Source organism: Rhodoferax sp. ZS1R25 (assembly GCF_056521335.1).
Map to the genome: position 1 here is coordinate 1,051,590 of NZ_JBWMAZ010000001.1, position 17,257 is coordinate 1,068,846.

The window sequence follows — 17,257 nt, forward strand, 5'->3', positions numbered from 1 at the left end:
GTGACGGTGGAAGCTCCTTGGACCCACACCACCGTCTTGTTGAACGAAGCAGTAGACGCATTGTTCAGCAACGACGGTCAGCCCTTCGCGGGTGCGGCCGACGGCACCTATGTGGACGCCACCTTTGGTCGCGGCGGCCATTCGCGCCGCATTCTTGAGCAATTGAGCCCTGCCGGTCGCCTGGTCGCCTTTGACCGCGACCCCGACGCCGTGGCGCAATCCGCCAGCATCACCGACCCCCGTTTCTCCATCCGCCACGAAGGTTTCTCCCATCTGGGTGAGCTGCCCGCGGCCAGCCTGGCCGGCGTACTGATGGACCTGGGCGTGAGTTCCCCCCAAATCGACAACCCACAGCGGGGCTTCAGCTTTCGCTTTGAAGGTCCTCTGGACATGCGCATGGACACCACGCGCGGCGAGAGTGTGGCCCAGTGGCTGGCAACGGCCGAGATCAATCAAATCGCGGAGGTGATACGTGAATATGGTGAAGAACGGTTTGCTGGGCCAATTGCAAAGGCGATTGCTGCTCGCCGACAGGAACGGGGGCCAATTTCAACCACCTCCGAGTTGGCCCAACTCGTGGCTGACACGGTCAAAACCCGCGAGCAGGGCCAGAACCCTGCAACGCGCACATTTCAGGCTCTTCGGATTTTCATCAACGCCGAGCTTGAGGAGTTGCAACAAGCGCTAGACGCCAGTCTGGATGTGCTGGAGGTGGGCGGACGCCTGGCGGTGATCAGCTTCCATTCGCTGGAAGACCGCATCGTCAAGCAGTTCATTGCCAAGCATTCCAAAGAGGAATACGACCGCCGCGCACCGTTTGCCGTGCCCAAGGTCATGAAGCTCAAGGCGCTGGACCGCATCAAGCCCAGCGCCGCTGAGGTGGCGGGCAATCCGCGTTCGCGCAGTGCCATCCTGCGCGTGGCGCAAAGGATGGCCGCATGATGCGCATCAACCTCGTGCTTGTATTGGCCGTGGTGGCCAGCGCCCTGTATTTGGTGGGGGTGCAGTACGAGTCGCGCCGCGTATTCACCGAGCTGGACAAATCCCGTGCTGACGCACGCCGCCTGGAAACCGAATACGGCCGCTTGCAAGTGGAAAAGCGTGAGCAAGCGACTTCTGCTCGGGTCGAGCGCCTGGCGCGCGAGAAGCTGCAGATGCGCCAGGTCACGCCCGCCATCACCAGCTATGTGACCTACAGCGCCCCTGAGGCGGCTGCCAGTGTGGCCGCCAATGCATCTGCCGGGCAGGGCGGCAAATGACGCGCCGCGGAATTCAATACACCTCCAGCCCGCTGTTGGCCAGCCGCACGCCGGTATGGCGCAGCAAGTTTGTGGTGGGCGCGATTGCGCTGGGCTTCACGGGGTTGGTGGCGCGTGCCGCCTACATCCAGGTGGTGGCCAATGATTTCTTCCAGCGCCAGGGTGAGGTGCGGTTTGCCCGCACCATCGACCTGCCCGCCAACCGCGGCCGCATTCTGGACCGCAATGGCCTGATCCTGGGTTCCAGCGTGCCCGCACCCAGCATTTGGGCGATTCCCGAGGATGTGGAGTTGGAAAAAGGCCAGCTGGGCCAACTTGCCAAGCTGTTGGAGATGCCGGCCGCTGACCTGTCCAAAAAGCTGGACGACGAGGACAAGTCCTTCGTCTGGCTCAAGCGGCAGGTGGACGCGGACGTTGCCAAGAAAATCAGCGACCTCAACATCAAGGGCATTTACCAGCGCAAGGAATACAAGCGCCAGTACCCCGAGGGCGAGTCCGCCGCGCACATTGTGGGCTTCACCAATGTGGAGGACAACGGCCAGGAGGGTGTGGAGCTCATGTTCAACAAGGAGCTGCTGGGTCGTCCCGGCATGCGCCATGTGATCAAGGACCGCCTGGGGCGTGCCGTGGAAGACGTGGGCGAGGTGGTGCAACCCGTGGCGGGGCGCGACCTGCAGCTCAGCATCGACAGCAAGATCCAGTTTTTTGCGTACCAGAAGCTGCGCGACTCGGTGCTGACCAACAAGGCCAAGGCAGGCAGCGTGGTGGTGCTGGATGCGATCACCGGTGAAGTGCTGGCGCTGGCCAACTACCCCAGCTATACCCCCGACAAGCGCCAGAACCTCACCGGCGCTCAGCTGCGCAACCGCGCGCTGACCGATACCTTTGAGCCTGGCTCGGTGATGAAGCCCTTTACCGTGGGCCTGGCGCTGGAGACCGGTCGGGTCAAGCCCACTACGATCATTGACACGGCCCCTGGCTCGGTCACCATCACCGGTGCCACCATCCATGATTCGCATCCCCATGGCGCGCTGACGGTGGAGCAGGTGATCCAGGTGTCCAGCAACGTGGGCACCACCAAGATCGCCATGCAGATGCCCGCCAGCGAGATGTGGCAAACCTTCTCGCAAGCTGGCTTTGGCCAAAAGCCACAGATTGAGTTTCCGGGTGCGGTGTCGGGTCGTCTGCGCCCCTACAAATCGTGGCGCCCCATCGAGCAGGCCACCATCTCGTACGGCTATGGCATGTCGGCCTCGCTGTTCCAGATGGTGCGTTCCTACACCGTGTTTTCGCACGGCGGCAACATCATCCCCGCCACGCTGCTCAAGACCAGCGAGCCCGCCGTGGGTGTGCCCGTGTTCTCGGAGCAGACCGCGGCCAAAATCCGCCACATGCTGCAGATGGCGGCGGGCCCCGGCGGCACCGGCCCCAAGGCCCAAACCATTGGCTACTCGGTGGGCGGCAAGTCTGGCACGGCCTACAAGCAGGTCGGCAAGGGCTATGGCACCGATGGCAACCGCAAGTACCGCAGCTGGTTTGTGGGCATGGCGCCCATTGACCAGCCGCGTGTGATTGTGGGCGTGATGTTGGACGAGCCCAGCAACGGTAAGTACTTCGGCGGCGATGTGGCTGCCCCCGTATTTAGCGAAACCGTGCAGCAGACCCTGCGCATGCTGGGCGTTCAGCCCGACATGGCCGTGCGCCCCCAAATCCAGGCCGACACCGTGGAGGAAAGCTTCTGATGCACACGCTAGGCACGCCTCTTGACGCGGTGCAGTGGTTGCGCAGCCGGGGTTGCACCGCCCTGGCCTCAGACAGCCGCGCCGTCAGCGCTGGCGATGCCTTCATTGCCTGGCCCGGCGCCGCAGTAGATGCGCGCCGCTTTGTGCCGCAGGCACTGACCCAAGGGGCGCTGGCGTGCTTGGTCGAACAAGACGGTGCCAGCGCGTTTGACCTGCCGACTGACGCTGTGGGCAGTTATGCAGGTCTGAAGGCTGACACCGGCGCCATCGCCTCGGCGTTTTATGGCGAACCGTCGCAGTCTCTGGCCATGGTGGCGATCACGGGTACCAACGGCAAGACCAGTACGGCCTGGTGGCTGGCACAAGCCCTGTCTGCGCTGCCGTCTGGGCAGGCGCTGCCCTGCGGCGTGATTGGCACCCTGGGGGTGGGCCGCCCGCCCGTGGTGGAGTCCACCGGTTTAACGACGCCCGACCCTGTGTTGCTGCAGAAAACCCTGCGCCAGTTTGTGGACGATGGCCTGCGTGCGTGTGCCATCGAAGCTTCGTCCATTGGTATCGAGGAGCATCGCCTGCAGGGCGTGGCCGTGCGCGTGGCCGTGCTCACCAATTTCACCCAGGACCATTTGGATTACCACGGCAGCATGCAGACCTACTGGCAGGCTAAGCGCAAGCTGTTTGGCTGGCCGGGTCTGGCCCATGCGGTGCTCAACATCGATGACCCGCAGGGCCTGGTGTTGGCCGATGAGCTGGCCGACAGTGCGCTGGACGTGTGGACCACCTCGGTGCAGCAGCCTGCGCGCCTGCAGGCACGCCACGTGCGTCACAACGCCCAAGGCATGGTGTTTGACGTGGTGGAGGGCGCTGCGGTGCACACACTGCAGTCCCAGGCCGTAGGCCTGTACAACGTATCCAACTTGCTGGGTGTGATCGCTGCCATGCGCTGCTTGGGTGTGGCGCTGGATGCGGCGGTCCAGGCCTGCGCTGCGCTGCAGCCCGTGCCAGGCCGCATGGAGTGCCTGGGTGGGGTGCAAGCGCCCCTGGTGGCGGTGGACTACGCGCACACGCCCGATGCGCTGGCCCAGGCCCTGCTGGCATTGCGCCCGATTGCGCAGGAGCGCGGTGGGCAGCTCTGGTGCGTGTTTGGCTGTGGTGGTGACCGTGATGCCTCCAAGCGCCCTCTGATGGGCGCGATTGCCGTGCAGCAGGCCGACCGTGTGGTGGTCACCAGTGACAACCCGCGCAGCGAAAAACCCGAGGCCATCCTCTCGCAAATCTTGTTAGGCATGGTCGACGCCAAAGGGGTAGATGTGGACGTGGACCGCGCCCAGGCGATTCGCCAGGCGGTACTGGGCGCACAAAGCCAGGACGTGATTTTGGTGGCCGGCAAAGGCCACGAAGCCACGCAGGACATCGCCGGTACCAAGCACGTGTTTTCTGACCGGGCCCACGTAGCCCTGGCCCTGGAGGCGCGCGCATGAGCCCCATGATGACACTGGCGCAGTTGGCGGCTTGGGTGGGCGGCACCGCTGTGGGCTATGCCGGCACCCGCATCGTGCGCGTGCACACCGACACCCGTACGGTTGCCCCCGGCGACCTGTTTGTTGCGCTGCGTGGCGAACGCTTTGATGCGAACGAATTCTTGCAGGACGCGCAGACCCAAGGCGCGGCGGCGGTCTTGTGCCATGCCGGTCTGGATGCTGCGTCTTACCCCGCAGGCCTGCCGCGTGTGGAGGTGGCCGACACCAAAGCCGCCCTGGGTCAGCTGGCCACGCAATGGCGTGCCCAGTTCAGCCTGCCAGTGATTGCCGTGACCGGCAGCAACGGCAAAACCACCGTGACCCAGATGCTGGCCAGCATTCTGGATGCCTACGCCCCCAACGGCGCGGCGCTGGCCACCCAGGGCAATTTCAACAACGACATCGGCGTGCCGCTGACGCTGCTGCGCATGCGCGCCGCGCACCGCATCGCCGTGGTCGAGCTGGGCATGAACCACCGCGGCGAGATCCCCGTGCTGGCGGCCATGGTGCAGCCCACCGTGGCCCTGGTGAACAACGCCCAGCGCGAACACCTGGAGTTCATGCAAACCGTGGAAGCTGTAGCCTGGGAAAACGGCGCGGTGATCCAGTCCCTGCCTGTCGATGGCACGGCGGTGTTCCCGGCCGATGACGCCTTCACCCCGCTGTGGCAAGGCCTGGCCGGCGTGCGCGCCAGCAGCCAGTTTGCGGTTGATGCACCCACCGCCCAGGTGGTAGGCCAGCACGCACAGTGGGCGGCTGGTGCCTGGGACGTGCAAGCGACGGCACCGCAAGGCGCACTGCGTTACCGGCTGGCCATTGCGGGCCGCCACAACGTGAAAAATTCTTTGGCCGCTGCTGCATGCGCGTTGGCGGCCGGTGTGCCCGTGGCCGCGGTCGAGCAGGGCCTCAACGCCTTCCTGCCGGTCAAGGGCCGCTGCCGTGCGATGCAGCTGTCCGCCGCGTCTGTGGACGCCACCCTGGTCGACGACACCTACAACGCCAATCCCGACTCCGTGCGTGCCGCCATCGATGTGCTGGCTGACTTGCCGGGCCCGCGCCTGCTGGTGCTGGGCGACATGGGCGAGGTGGGCGAACAAGGCCCCGAGTTCCATGCCGAAGCCGGGGCCTATGCCCAGGCGCGCGGCATCGACCACGTGCTGGTGCTGGGCGCCTTGAGCGTGCATGTGGTGCAGACCTGTGCCGTGGCCCGCCATTTCAACGATGTGCACGCGCTCAACGACGCCGCCCTGGCTTTGCTGCCCCGTGTGGCCAGCGTGCTGGTCAAGGGCTCGCGCTTCATGCGCATGGAGCGCGTGGTCGAGGCCCTGTCGGCCCCCCCTGTTTTACCGGAGGCCCCATCCCATGTGGCCTGATCTGTTTGGAGAGTTTTCATGCTGCTGAGCCTGGCCCAATGGCTGCAAAGCCTGTCGCCCGAGTTCGGGTTTTTTCGCGTGTTCCAGTACCTCACCTTCCGTGCGGTGATGGCCGCCATGACGGCCTTGTTGATCGGCCTGGCGGCAGGCCCTTATGTGATTCGCCGCCTGCGTGAACTCAAGATTGGCCAGCCCATCCGCGGTTACGGCATGGAGTCGCACCTCAGCAAGAGCGGCACGCCCACCATGGGCGGTGTGTTAATCCTGTTGGCCATTGCCACGTCCACGCTGCTGTGGGCCGACCTGTCCAACCGCTTTGTCTGGATCGTGCTGCTGGTGACTCTGGGTTTTGGTGCCATTGGCTGGGCCGACGACTGGCGCAAGGTGGTACACAAAGACCCTGAGGGCATGCGCTCACGCGAGAAGTATTTCTGGCAATCGGTGATTGGCCTCTTGGCCGCGCTGTACCTGGTGTTCAGCATTTCCGAGAGCTCCAACCTGCGGGTGATCGAACTGTTCTTCAACTGGGTCCGTTCCGGCTTCGATGTGAACCTGCCGCCCAAGGCTGGACTGTTGCTGCCCTTCATCAAGGAAGTGACCTACCCCCTGGGGGTTTTGGGCTTTGTGGTGCTGACGTATTTGGTGATCGTAGGCTCCAGCAATGCGGTGAACCTGACCGACGGCCTGGATGGCCTGGCCATCATGCCCGTGGTGATGGTGGGCTCGGCGCTGGGCGTGTTTGCCTACGTGACGGGTAGCGTGGTGTATTCCAAGTACCTCTTCTTTCCCTACATCCCGGGTTCGGGTGAACTGCTGATTTTCTGCTCGGCCATGGCTGGCGCAGGCTTGGCGTTTCTGTGGTTCAACACGCATCCTGCCCAAGTGTTTATGGGGGATGTGGGTGCGTTGGCGCTGGGCGGTGCTCTGGGCACCATCGCCATCATCGTGCGCCAGGAAATTGTGCTGGCCATCATGGGCGGTGTCTTTGTGGCCGAAGCCGTGTCGGTGATGCTGCAAGTGACCTACTTCAAGTACACCAAAAAGAAATTTGGCGAAGGCCGGCGCCTGCTGAAGATGGCGCCGCTGCACCACCACTTTGAAAAATCGGGTTGGAAAGAAACCCAGGTAGTGGTCCGCTTCTGGATCATCACCATGCTGCTCTGCCTGGTGGGCCTGTCCACCCTGAAATTGCGATGAACGAACACGAAGCGCACCTCCCCGGCGAACACCCCGCAGCGTCCATTCCGGACGGCGGGGTGCAGGCGTCTGTGCACGACGCGCAGCCCGCTACGCCAGAAGAGGTGTCAGAAGTGGTGTCGGAAGTGGTGCCTGTGCCCGAAATGTCTCAGGCCTCTGTGCCTGAGCTGGAGGTGCCCGACGCACAGGCGCCGGTGGCAGACGCGGCACCTGCTGTGGCGGAGCCGCCCAAGGAAGCTCGCGGCCTGCCTACCACGCTGACGGCCGCGCGCGACGCGGCGGCTTTTGTGGCGCAGATTTTTGCGGACACGCATGCCGAGAAGGCCGAGCCCGTGGTGCCAGTGGACGACACGCAGGTAGCACTGGAAGAGGCCTTGGCGCCGGAGCCTTTGGTGGATGCACCCTTCCAGCCGCTGTTGGGCCAGAACATCCTGATCCTGGGGCTGGGTGCCTCCGGCCTGGCCATGGCGCGCTGGTGCGCCCGCACGGGTGCCGCCAGCATCACGGTGGCGGACACGCGCGCAGCACCACCCCAGCTGGCCACGCTGCAGCAGGAGCTGCCGCAGGTGCGCTTTGTGCCCGGAGCCTTCGACGCGGCGCTGGTCGAAGGCCAGAACCTGCAGGCGGTGTACCGCTCGCCCGGTCTGAGTCCCGCAGAGATCGCTCCTGTTTTAGTAGCTGCCGGTGCAGATTCTGTGCGGGCTGGAGGCGAATTAGACTTGTATGCCATGGCCCTGCAAGCGCTGCGCACGGCCCGGGCCTATGCCCCCGCGGTGCTGGCCATCACGGGCACCAATGGCAAGACCACGGTCACCTCGCTGACCGGCCAACTGGTCGCCCACGCAGGCAAGACCGTGGCCGTGGCTGGCAACATTGGCCCCACGCTGCTGGACACGCTGGGCAGCCATCTGGATGCCGACACGCTGCCCGAGGTCTGGGTGCTGGAGCTGTCCAGCTTCCAGCTCGACGGCGTAGCGGGCTTTGAGCCCACAGCGGCCGTGGTGCTCAACGTGACGCAAGACCACCTGGACTGGCACGGCAGCATGCCAGCCTATGCCGCGGCCAAAGCACGCATCTTTGGTCAGCAGGGCCTGATGGTGCTGAACCGCGACGATGCGGGCGTGATGGCCATGCTGCCCGCGCCGCTGCGCGTGAAGCTGCAGCGCCCACAGGAGCGCGCCCACGCCACCTTTGGCAGCGACATGCCCCAGCGCCCCGGTGATTTTGGTTTGGAAGAAGTCAACGGCATGGTCTGGCTGGTGCGTGCGCTGGAAGCTGACGAGACGCGCAAAAAGCGCCGCGACGATGTGGAAGAGCTGCACATTCAGCGCCTGATGCCGGCCGACGCACTGCGCATCCGCGGCCGCCACAACGCCAGCAACGCGTTGGCCGCACTGGCACTGTGCGCTGCGGCCGGTTGCGCACTGGGCCCCATTTTGTTTGGCCTGCGTGAGTACCGCGGCGAGCCGCACCGTGTGGAGCCCATTGGCATCCTCAACGAAGTCGAATTCTTTGACGACAGCAAGGGCACGAACGTGGGGGCCACGGTGGCCGCGTTGCAGGGCCTGGGCGCCGACCGCAAGGTGGTGGTGATTTTGGGTGGTGAGGGCAAGGGCCAGGACTTCACGCCGCTGGCCGCCCCCATCGCCCGCTATGTGCGCGCCGTGGTGCTGATCGGCCGTGATGCGCCGCTGATCCGCGAGGCGATTGCCGCCGCCGAGGTGCCGCTGCTGGATGCCGATTCCATGGAGTCGGCCGTGGCCTTGGCCAACACGCGTGCCCATGCGGGCGACGCGGTGCTCATGTCGCCGGCCTGCGCCAGCTTTGACATGTTCAAGAACTACGAACACCGTGCCCAGGTCTTCTGCGACGCCGTGCGCGCGCTGGCCCTGGCCAACGGCGTGGACATGGAGCACACCGCATGAACGCGCTGCGCCAACGTCTGGCCGGCTGGTTCGGTGCCGAGGCCGAAGCCGCCACGGGCGCACTGCCGGTGCGCCTGGGCGGCCGTGGCTCGTTTGCGGCCAGCACCACGCCCACGCAGGTGAAGGGGTTTGACCAGCCGCTGGTTTGGGTCACAGTGACGCTGTTGCTGTGGGGCCTGGTGATGGTGTATTCGGCCTCGATTGCCATGCCCGACAACCCCAAGTTCGCGTTCTACGCACACACGCATTTTGTGGTGCGCCATGTGCTGTCGCTGCTGGTGGCGTTTGTGGCCGCTCTGATTGCGTTCCAGATTCCGATCGCCACCTGGGAGAAGGTGGCGCCCTGGTTGTTTGTGCTGTCGCTGGTGTTGTTGATCGCCGTGCTGGTGCCCTTCATCGGCAAGGGCGTGAACGGTGCACGCCGATGGATCTCGCTGGGCATCATGAACTTCCAGCCGTCCGAGCTGGCCAAGTTCGCCGTGCTGCTGTACGCAGCCGACTACATGGTGCGCAAGATGGATGTGAAGGAACGCTTCTTCCGCGCCGTGCTGCCGATGGGCGTGGCGGTGGCCATTGTCGGCTTGCTGCTGCTGGCCGAACCCGACATGGGTGCCTTCATGGTGATTGCCGTGATCGCCATGGGCATTTTGTTTTTGGGCGGCGTGAATGCGCGCATGTTCTTCCTGATCGCCACCATTCTGGTCCTGCTGTTTGCGCTGGTGATTGCCACCTCGGAATGGCGGCGTGAGCGCATCTTTGCCTACCTGAATCCCTGGGACGAAAAGCTGACGCTGGGCAAGGGCTACCAGCTCTCGCACTCGCTGATCGCCATCGGGCGTGGCGAGATTTTTGGCGTGGGGTTGGGTGGCAGTGTGGAAAAACTGCACTGGTTGCCCGAAGCCCACACCGACTTCTTGCTGGCCGTGATTGGCGAAGAGTTTGGCCTCGTGGGCGTGGTGATGGTGATTGGCCTGTTCCTGTGGCTGACGCGCCGCATCATGCACATCGGCCGCCAGGCCATCGCGCTGGACCGCGTGTTTGCCGGTTTGGTGGCGCAGGGCGTGGGCATCTGGATGGGCTTTCAAGCCTTCATCAACATGGGCGTGAACCTGGGCGCGTTGCCCACCAAGGGCCTGACCCTGCCGCTCATGAGCTACGGCGGCTCGGCCATTCTGCTGAACCTGATTTCGATTGCCGTGGTGCTGCGTGTCGATTACGAGAACCGCCAGTTGATGCATGGAGGGCGTGTATGACACAGAAGTGCGCCCTTATCATGGCAGGCGGCACCGGCGGCCACATCTTCCCGGGGCTGGCCGTGGCGCAAGCCTTGCTGGACAAGGGCTGGCGCGTGCACTGGCTGGGCGCGCCCGGCAGCATGGAAAGCCGCCTGGTACCGGCCCGCGGCATTCCGTTGGAACTGGTGGCGTTTGGCGGTGTGCGCGGCAAGGGGCTGACGACGCTGGCGCTGCTGCCGTTCAAGCTGCTGCGCGCGTTCTGGCAAAGCCTGCAGGTGGTGCGCCGTGTCAAACCCGATGTGGTGGTGGGCCTGGGCGGCTACATCACCTTCCCGGGCGGCATGATGGGCGTGCTGCTGGGCAAGCCGCTGGTGCTGCACGAGCAAAACTCGGTGGCCGGCATGGCCAACAAAGTGCTGGCCGGGGTGGCGGACCGCGTGTTCGCGGCCTTCCCCCAGGTGCTGGCCAAGGCCGAGTGGGTGGGCAACCCCCTGCGCACCGAATTCTTGAACCAACCCGAGCCGCAAGCCCGTTTTGCCGGCCGCAGTGGTCCGCTCCAGGTGCTGGTGGTGGGCGGCAGCCTGGGCGCGCGCGCGCTCAACACCGTGGTGCCGCAAGCGCTGGCGCTGATCCCCGAAGCGCAGCGCCCCGTGGTGACCCACCAGGCCGGAGAGAAACAGATCGACGAGTTACGCGCCAACTACGCCGCTGCTGGCGTGCAGGCCACGCTCACCCCCTTTATCGACAACACCGCCCAGGCCTTTGCCGACGCCGACCTGGTGATCTGCCGCGCTGGTGCCAGCACCGTGACCGAGATTGCCGCCGTGGGTGCCGCCGCCGTGTTCGTGCCATTCCCCGCCGCGGTGGACGACCACCAGACCTTCAACGCCCGCTTCCTGGTCGACCAGGGCGGCGGCTGGCTGCTGCCGCAGGCGGATATGACGCCCGAGGTATTGGCCGAATTGCTACAAAAAACAGAGCGCCCTGCGCTGATTCAACGGGGGCTAGAGGCCAAAAAGATGCAAAAACTTAACGCCACCCAGGCTGTGGTGGCTGCCTGCGAGGAGCTCGCACGATGAAGCACGCTGTCAAACATATCCACTTTGTGGGCGTGGGCGGCTCTGGCATGTCCGGCATTGCCGAGGTGCTGAGCAACCTGGGCTACACCATCTCGGGCTCCGACCTGGCCGACAACGCTATCACGCAGCGCCTGACGGCCCTGGGTATCCGCACTTATGTGGGGCACTCGGCCGACAACGTGGCGGGCGCCGATGCGGTCGTCACGTCCACCGCCGTGCAGTCCGACAACCCCGAAGTCATTCGCGCCCGCGAGATGAAGATTCCCGTGGTGCCGCGTGCCCTGATGCTGGCCGAGCTGATGCGCCTGAAGCAGGGCATTGCCATTGCCGGCACCCACGGCAAAACCACCACCACCAGCCTGGTGGCCAGCGTGCTGGCCGAGGCCGGGCTGGACCCCACCTTTGTGATCGGTGGCCGCCTGAACAGCGCGGGCGCCAACGCGCGCTTGGGGCAAGGCGACTACATCGTGGTCGAGGCCGATGAGTCGGATGCGTCCTTCCTGAACCTGCTGCCCGTGATGGCGGTGGTGACGAATATCGACGCCGACCACATGGAAACCTATGGGCACGACTTCGGCAAGCTGAAAAAGGCCTTTGTCGATTTTCTGCACCGCATGCCGTTCTACGGCACTGCCATTCTGTGTACCGACGATGCGGCCGTGCGCGAGATCAGCGAGCAGGTCACCTGCCCGATCACCAGCTACGGCTTCAACGAAGACGCGGAGGTGCGCGCCGTGAACGTGCGCGCCATGGGCGGCCAGATGCATTTCACCGTACAGCGCCGCAATGGCGTGGTGCTGCCTGACCTGGACGTGGTGCTGAACCTGCCGGGCCTGCACAACGTGCTCAACGCGCTGTCGGCCATCGCCGTGGCGGTGGAACTCAACATTGCCGACGCCGCCGTGGTCAAGGCGCTGTCCGAGTTCAAGGGCGTGGGCCGCCGCTTCCAGCGCTACGGCGATTTGTTGTTACCCCAGGGTGGCACGGTCACCGTGATCGACGACTACGGCCACCACCCCGTGGAAATGGCCGCCACGCTGGCCGCCGCGCGCGGTGCCTTTCCGGGCCGCCGCCTGGTGCTGGCCTTTCAGCCGCACCGCTACACCCGCACGCGCGATTGCTTTGAAGACTTTGTGAAGGTGATTGGTGCAGGCGCCGACTCCGTGCTGCTGGCCGAGGTCTATGCCGCGGGCGAGGCGCCCATCGTGGCGGCAGACGGCCGCTCGCTGGCGCGCGCGCTGCGCATCGGCGGCAAGGTGGAGCCCATCTTTGTGGACGAGATTGGCGACATGCCGCAAGCCGCGATCGACAACGCGCGCGATGGCGATGTGCTGATGTGCATGGGCGCCGGGTCGATTGGTGCCGTCCCCGGAAAGATTGCTGACATGCTACAAAAACAGGAGCTGCTCGCGCAGCGTGGATGAGGGCTATGGCTCAAACTGACTTGAATCTCGGAAAAGTGGCGGTGCTCATGGGCGGTGCCTCGGCGGAGCGTGAGGTGTCCCTCATGTCCGGCGGCGGCGTGCTCAAGGCCCTGCTCTCCAAGGGCGTGGATGCGCACGCGTTCGATCCATCCCAGCGGCCGCTGGACGACCTCAAGCGCGAAGGCTTTGCGCGCTGCTTCATTGCGCTGCACGGCCGCTTTGGCGAAGACGGCACGGTGCAGGGCGCGCTGGAACTGCTGGGCATCCCCTACACCGGCTCCGGCGTCATGGCGTCCGCCATCTCCATGGACAAGGTCATGACCAAGCGCATCTGGCGCTTTGAGGGCCTGTCCACCCCGGCCTGGCAGCAGGTCACCAGCGCCGCGCAAACGCACGCCGCGTTTGCGGCCCTGGGCGCGCCCATGATCGTCAAGCCCGCGCGCGAAGGCTCCAGCATCGGCTTCACCAAGGTGATGTCGGCCGACCAGTGCGATGCGGCCTATGCCCTGGCCTCGCAGCACGACCCCATGGTGCTGTGCGAACAGTTCATTGCCGGCGATGAAGTCACCTGCCCGATCTGGGGCCCGACGGACGCGCCCGCAGCGCTGCCCGTGATCCGCATCGTTGCACCCGATGGCAACTACGACTACCAGAACAAGTACTTCACCGACGTGACGCAGTACCTGGTGCCTGCCGAATTGCCGGCTGGCGAAGAAGCCGCGATTCAAGCCCTGGTTTGCAAGGCCTACCAGGTGCTCGGTTGCCGCGGCTGGGCGCGTGCCGACGTGATGATCGACGCGACGACGCGCACGCCCTACCTGCTGGAGATCAACACCTCGCCCGGCATGACTGGCCACTCGCTGGTCCCCATGTCGGCGCGTGCCGCCGGCATCAGCTACGAAGACCTGTGCGTGCGCCTGCTGCAAAGCACCGCCACTGATGCCAGGGCTTTTGTATGAATGCATCGGCCACCCCGTTGGACGTCAAACTCATGAACACCACCGCTGCGGTGCTGTTCCTGGCGTTTGCCGGTCTGGCTATGGTGGCCGCGGCGCGCTGGGTTTCGCGCTTGCCGGTGTTTGACCTGCAGGGCATCAGCGTCACCGGCGACATGAACCACAACAACCCGCTGACCCTGCGTGCCAACGTGGCCCCGGGCCTGAATGGCACTTTCTTCACCGTGGACCTGGCGCGCGTGCGCTCGGCGTTCGAGGCCGTGCCCTGGGTGCGGCATGCGGTGGTGCGGCGCGAGTTTCCCAATCGCCTGCGTGTGGACCTGCAGGAGCACCAACCCGTGGCCTATTGGGGTGCCGACCCCGAGCTGCGCCTGATCAACAACTACGGCGAAGTGTTTGAGGCCAACGTGGGCGAGGTCGAGCAGGACGTGCTGCCGCGCCTGAATGGCCCCGAGGGCCAGAGTGCCGAGGTGTTGGCGCTGTACCGCGTGCTGGCACCGCAGTTTGACAAGATGGAATTGCCGCTGGAGCAGCTGGAGCTGACCGGCCGTGGCAGCTGGCGCGCGCGCCTGGACAGCGGCGCGGTGCTGGAGCTGGGCCGCGGCCATGCGGACGAAGTGAATGCCCGCGTGGATCGATTTTTGAAAACCTTGACGCAGGTCACCACCCGCTACGCACGGCCGTTGACGGCTGTGGAGTCGGCGGACCTGCGGCATGAGAACGGGTATGCCATCCGACTGCGCGGCGTGACCACGCTGGCAGCGGATGCGCCCAAGAAGTAGCGACAACAGAAGTACCAGGTGCAACTATGGCAAAAGAATACAAGGATCTAGTCGTCGGGCTGGACATCGGAACCGCCAAGGTCATGGCCGTGGTGGCCGAGGTCATGCCCGGTGGCGAACTCAAGCTCGCGGGCTTCGGCGTGGCGCCCAGCAACGGCCTCAAGCGTGGGGTCGTGGTCAATATTGACGCCACGGTGGCCAGCATCCAGCAGGCCCTCAAAGAAGCCGAGCTGATGGCCGACTGCAAGATCACGCGGGTATACACCGGCATCACCGGCAGCCACATTCGCGGTATCAACAGCAGCGGCATGGTGGCCGTGAAAGACCGCGAAGTGACGCAGGCCGATGTGGCCCGCGTGGTGGAAACCGCCAAGGCCATCAACATCAGCACCGACCAGCGCCTGCTCTTGGTGGAGCCGCAGGAATTCATCATCGACGGCCAGGATGTGCGCGAGCCCATCGGCATGAGCGGCATCCGCCTGGAAGCCAAGGTGCACATCGTGACCGGTGCGCAAAGCGCGGCCGAGAACATCATCAAATGCGTGCGCCGCTGTGGCCTGGAAGTGGAGCAGCTCATGCTGAACCCGTTGGCCAGCAGCCTCAGCGTACTGACCGAAGACGAGCGCGAGCTGGGCGTGGCGCTGGTGGACATTGGCGCGGGCACGACGGACGTGGCGATCTTCACCAACGGTGCGATCCGTCACACGGCCGTGATCCCGATTGCCGGTGACCTGATCACCAGTGACATCGCCATGGCGCTGCGCACGCCCACCAAGGACGCCGAAGACATCAAGGTCGAAAGCGGCCACGCCAAGCAATTGCTGGTGGACCCCGAGACCCAGGTGGAAGTGCCCGGCTTGGGTGACCGCGGCCCGCGCATGCTGAGCCGCCAGGCGCTGGCCGGTGTGATCGAACCGCGCATCGAAGAAATCTTCAGCCTGGTGAACCAGGTGATGCGCGAGTCGGGCTACGAGGAAGTGCTGTCCAGCGGCATCGTGCTCACGGGTGGCAGCTGCATCATGCCGGGCATGGTCGAGCTGGGCGAGGACATCTTCCTCAAGCCCGTGCGCCGCGGCATCCCCAAATACAACAGTGCGTTGGCCGACATGGTGGCCCAGCCGCGTGCTGCCACCGTCATGGGCCTGCTGGAAGAAGCCCGCCTGGCCCGCATGCGTGGCTACAAGGTGGCGCAAAAAGCCGGCTCGATGAAAACAGCTTTCGGTTCCGTCAAGGACTGGTTCGTGGGGAACTTCTAACCATGAAACACAGACTTTGGCTTGCACGGGGGAGTCCGCCTTCATAAATGAACACGTACCTCCAAACCCCCACCCCGTTTTCATTAGTTTTCATTGATTCAAATAGTTTTTCAGGAGTAACAACATGCCAATCGAAATGATCGAAGAAGAAGCGTTTAACCAAGGCACCCAAATCAAGGTCATCGGCGTGGGCGGCGGCGGCGGCAACGCGGTCGAGCACATGATCCAGACCGCCGTGGGCGGCGTGGAATTCATCTGCGCCAACACCGACGCGCAAGCCCTGTCCCGCAGCAGCGCGCACAAGACCATCCAGTTGGGTGGCAGCGGTCTGGGTGCCGGTAGCAAGCCCGACAAGGGCCGTGACGCCGCCCAACAGGCCGAAGACGACATCCGCACCGCCATCCATGGCGCACACATGCTCTTCATCACCGCTGGCATGGGTGGCGGCACCGGCACCGGCGCAGCCCCCGTGATTGCGCGAGTGGCCAAAGAGATGGGCATCCTGACCGTGGGCGTGGTGACCAAGCCATTCGACTTCGAAGGCGGCCGCCGCATGACCAACGCCGACAGCGGCCTGGCCGAGCTGGAAGCCAATGTGGATTCGCTGATCGTGGTACTGAACGAAAAGCTGCTGGAAGTGCTGGGCGACGACGTGAGCCAGGACGAAGCTTTTGCCCATGCCAACGACGTGCTGAAAAACGCCGTGGGCGGCATTGCCGAAATCATCAACGTGCCCGGCCATGTGAACGTCGACTTTGAAGACGTGCGCACCGTGATGGGTGAGCCCGGCAAGGCCATGATGGGTACCGCTGTGGCCAAGGGCCCGGACCGTGCACGCATCGCCGCCGAACAGGCCGTGGCCTGCCCACTGCTCGAAGGCATCGACCTGTCGGGTGCCAAGGGCGTGCTGGTGCTGATCACCGCAGCCAAGGGCAGCCTGAAGCTGTCCGAGTCCAAGCTGGCGATGAACACCATCCGTGCCTACGCGTCGCCCGACGCGCACGTGATCTACGGTACCGCGTATGACGATTCGCTGGGCGAAGAAATCCGCGTGACCGTGGTGGCCACCGGTTTGAGCCGCCAAGGCGCACGCCGTACTGCCCCCCCGCTGCAAGTGCTGCGCACCGGTACTGACAATGTGCCGTTCCATGTGCCTACGCTCAACACCATTGCATCGCCCTCCGGCGCGGCAACGGCTTTGGGTGGCACAGGTGCCAGCGCGGCCCAGCCCGACTACGGCAGCATGGCCACCCCCAGCGTGTGGCGCACCAACCGCACACAAGCGGCGGCCAAGGTGGACGCGCTGTCCAGCGGTGGCATGGATGACTACGAAATCCCTGCGTTCCTGCGCAAGCAGGCAGACTGATCGGGCACACCCCCCGGCTTGCCCACTGCGTGTGGCCGCTTTCCCCCTTGCAGGGGGCAACACCTGTGGCCCGGCCTAGCCGGTTCCACGGTGTTTCTGGCCTGAGGCACGCGCTCCGGAGGTTATTTGCGCTACTTTTACAATAG

Annotated in this window: 14 protein-coding genes; all 14 read left to right on the top strand. The window is 64.8% G+C overall.

The features are described 5' to 3' along the window. The first annotated feature begins 6 nt into the window (after positions 1 to 6). The 14 genes from rsmH (at position 7) to ftsZ (ending at position 17,111) form a co-directional block, all read left to right on the top strand. Entirely contained in the window at positions 7 to 942 is a 936-nt protein-coding gene (gene rsmH / locus AC097R_RS04980; RefSeq protein ID WP_479596501.1) for a 16S rRNA (cytosine(1402)-N(4))-methyltransferase RsmH, read from the top strand. Then, positions 939 to 1,259, top strand: a complete 321-nt coding sequence (ftsL, locus tag AC097R_RS04985) for a cell division protein FtsL (protein ID WP_479596502.1) — start codon at positions 939 to 941, stop codon at positions 1,257 to 1,259. Before rsmH ends, ftsL begins: the two co-directional genes overlap by 4 nt. Then, a complete protein-coding gene (locus AC097R_RS04990) occupies positions 1,256 to 3,001 on the top strand; it encodes a peptidoglycan D,D-transpeptidase FtsI family protein (protein WP_479596503.1) in 1,746 nt (581 codons plus the stop codon). Before ftsL ends, AC097R_RS04990 begins: the two co-directional genes overlap by 4 nt. Beyond that, positions 3,001 to 4,479: a UDP-N-acetylmuramoyl-L-alanyl-D-glutamate--2,6-diaminopimelate ligase gene (locus AC097R_RS04995; protein WP_479596504.1), complete on the top strand. Its 1,479-nt coding sequence runs from the start codon at positions 3,001 to 3,003 to the stop codon at positions 4,477 to 4,479. Before AC097R_RS04990 ends, AC097R_RS04995 begins: the two co-directional genes overlap by 1 nt. A 5-nt stretch (positions 4,480 to 4,484) precedes the next feature. Continuing rightward, positions 4,485 to 5,891: a UDP-N-acetylmuramoyl-tripeptide--D-alanyl-D-alanine ligase gene (locus tag AC097R_RS05000; RefSeq protein WP_479598095.1), complete on the top strand. Its 1,407-nt coding sequence runs from the start codon at positions 4,485 to 4,487 to the stop codon at positions 5,889 to 5,891. An 18-nt stretch (positions 5,892 to 5,909) separates the two neighbouring features. After that, positions 5,910 to 7,088, top strand: coding sequence for a phospho-N-acetylmuramoyl-pentapeptide-transferase (mraY, locus tag AC097R_RS05005; RefSeq protein WP_310340366.1), 1,179 nt, complete (start codon positions 5,910 to 5,912; stop codon positions 7,086 to 7,088). Then, the gene (murD, locus tag AC097R_RS05010) at positions 7,085 to 9,013 is read left to right on the top strand and encodes a UDP-N-acetylmuramoyl-L-alanine--D-glutamate ligase (RefSeq protein ID WP_479596505.1); all 1,929 of its coding nucleotides are present in this window, start codon (positions 7,085 to 7,087) and stop codon (positions 9,011 to 9,013) included. Before mraY ends, murD begins: the two co-directional genes overlap by 4 nt. Then, on the top strand, positions 9,010 to 10,266 hold the full coding sequence (gene ftsW / locus AC097R_RS05015) for a putative lipid II flippase FtsW (RefSeq protein ID WP_479596506.1): 1,257 nt from the start codon (positions 9,010 to 9,012) through the stop codon (positions 10,264 to 10,266). The genes murD and ftsW overlap by 4 nt, the downstream gene beginning before the upstream one ends. Next, positions 10,263 to 11,327 (top strand): undecaprenyldiphospho-muramoylpentapeptide beta-N-acetylglucosaminyltransferase, encoded by a 1,065-nt coding sequence (gene murG / locus AC097R_RS05020; RefSeq protein ID WP_479596507.1) that lies wholly within the window; start codon positions 10,263 to 10,265, stop codon positions 11,325 to 11,327. Before ftsW ends, murG begins: the two co-directional genes overlap by 4 nt. Continuing rightward, positions 11,324 to 12,751 carry a UDP-N-acetylmuramate--L-alanine ligase gene (murC, locus tag AC097R_RS05025; RefSeq protein WP_479596508.1) on the top strand — a complete coding sequence of 476 codons (1,428 nt, stop codon included), beginning with the start codon at positions 11,324 to 11,326 and terminating at the stop codon, positions 12,749 to 12,751. Before murG ends, murC begins: the two co-directional genes overlap by 4 nt. Before the next feature lie 5 nt (positions 12,752 to 12,756). Beyond that, positions 12,757 to 13,710 (top strand): D-alanine--D-alanine ligase, encoded by a 954-nt coding sequence (locus AC097R_RS05030; RefSeq protein ID WP_479596509.1) that lies wholly within the window; start codon positions 12,757 to 12,759, stop codon positions 13,708 to 13,710. Then, a complete protein-coding gene (locus AC097R_RS05035) occupies positions 13,707 to 14,489 on the top strand; it encodes a cell division protein FtsQ/DivIB (protein ID WP_479596510.1) in 783 nt (260 codons plus the stop codon). Before AC097R_RS05030 ends, AC097R_RS05035 begins: the two co-directional genes overlap by 4 nt. Positions 14,490 to 14,515: 26 nt before the next feature. After that, positions 14,516 to 15,745 (top strand): cell division protein FtsA, encoded by a 1,230-nt coding sequence (ftsA, locus tag AC097R_RS05040; RefSeq protein ID WP_310340352.1) that lies wholly within the window; start codon positions 14,516 to 14,518, stop codon positions 15,743 to 15,745. A gap of 124 nt (positions 15,746 to 15,869) precedes the next feature. Then, positions 15,870 to 17,111 carry a cell division protein FtsZ gene (gene ftsZ / locus AC097R_RS05045; protein ID WP_479596511.1) on the top strand — a complete coding sequence of 414 codons (1,242 nt, stop codon included), beginning with the start codon at positions 15,870 to 15,872 and terminating at the stop codon, positions 17,109 to 17,111. Positions 17,112 to 17,257: the final 146 nt, after the last annotated feature.

Coding starts and splice junctions, on each gene's coding strand:
- ftsL (WP_479596502.1), top strand. CDS start 939: ATGATGCGCATCAACCTCGTGCTTGTATTGGCCGTGGTGGCCAGCGCC.
- AC097R_RS04990 (WP_479596503.1), top strand. CDS start 1,256: ATGACGCGCCGCGGAATTCAATACACCTCCAGCCCGCTGTTGGCCAGC.
- AC097R_RS04995 (WP_479596504.1), top strand. CDS start 3,001: ATGCACACGCTAGGCACGCCTCTTGACGCGGTGCAGTGGTTGCGCAGC.
- AC097R_RS05000 (WP_479598095.1), top strand. CDS start 4,485: ATGATGACACTGGCGCAGTTGGCGGCTTGGGTGGGCGGCACCGCTGTG.
- mraY (WP_310340366.1), top strand. CDS start 5,910: ATGCTGCTGAGCCTGGCCCAATGGCTGCAAAGCCTGTCGCCCGAGTTC.
- murD (WP_479596505.1), top strand. CDS start 7,085: ATGAACGAACACGAAGCGCACCTCCCCGGCGAACACCCCGCAGCGTCC.
- ftsW (WP_479596506.1), top strand. CDS start 9,010: ATGAACGCGCTGCGCCAACGTCTGGCCGGCTGGTTCGGTGCCGAGGCC.
- murG (WP_479596507.1), top strand. CDS start 10,263: ATGACACAGAAGTGCGCCCTTATCATGGCAGGCGGCACCGGCGGCCAC.
- murC (WP_479596508.1), top strand. CDS start 11,324: ATGAAGCACGCTGTCAAACATATCCACTTTGTGGGCGTGGGCGGCTCT.
- AC097R_RS05030 (WP_479596509.1), top strand. CDS start 12,757: ATGGCTCAAACTGACTTGAATCTCGGAAAAGTGGCGGTGCTCATGGGC.
- AC097R_RS05035 (WP_479596510.1), top strand. CDS start 13,707: ATGAATGCATCGGCCACCCCGTTGGACGTCAAACTCATGAACACCACC.
- ftsA (WP_310340352.1), top strand. CDS start 14,516: ATGGCAAAAGAATACAAGGATCTAGTCGTCGGGCTGGACATCGGAACC.
- ftsZ (WP_479596511.1), top strand. CDS start 15,870: ATGCCAATCGAAATGATCGAAGAAGAAGCGTTTAACCAAGGCACCCAA.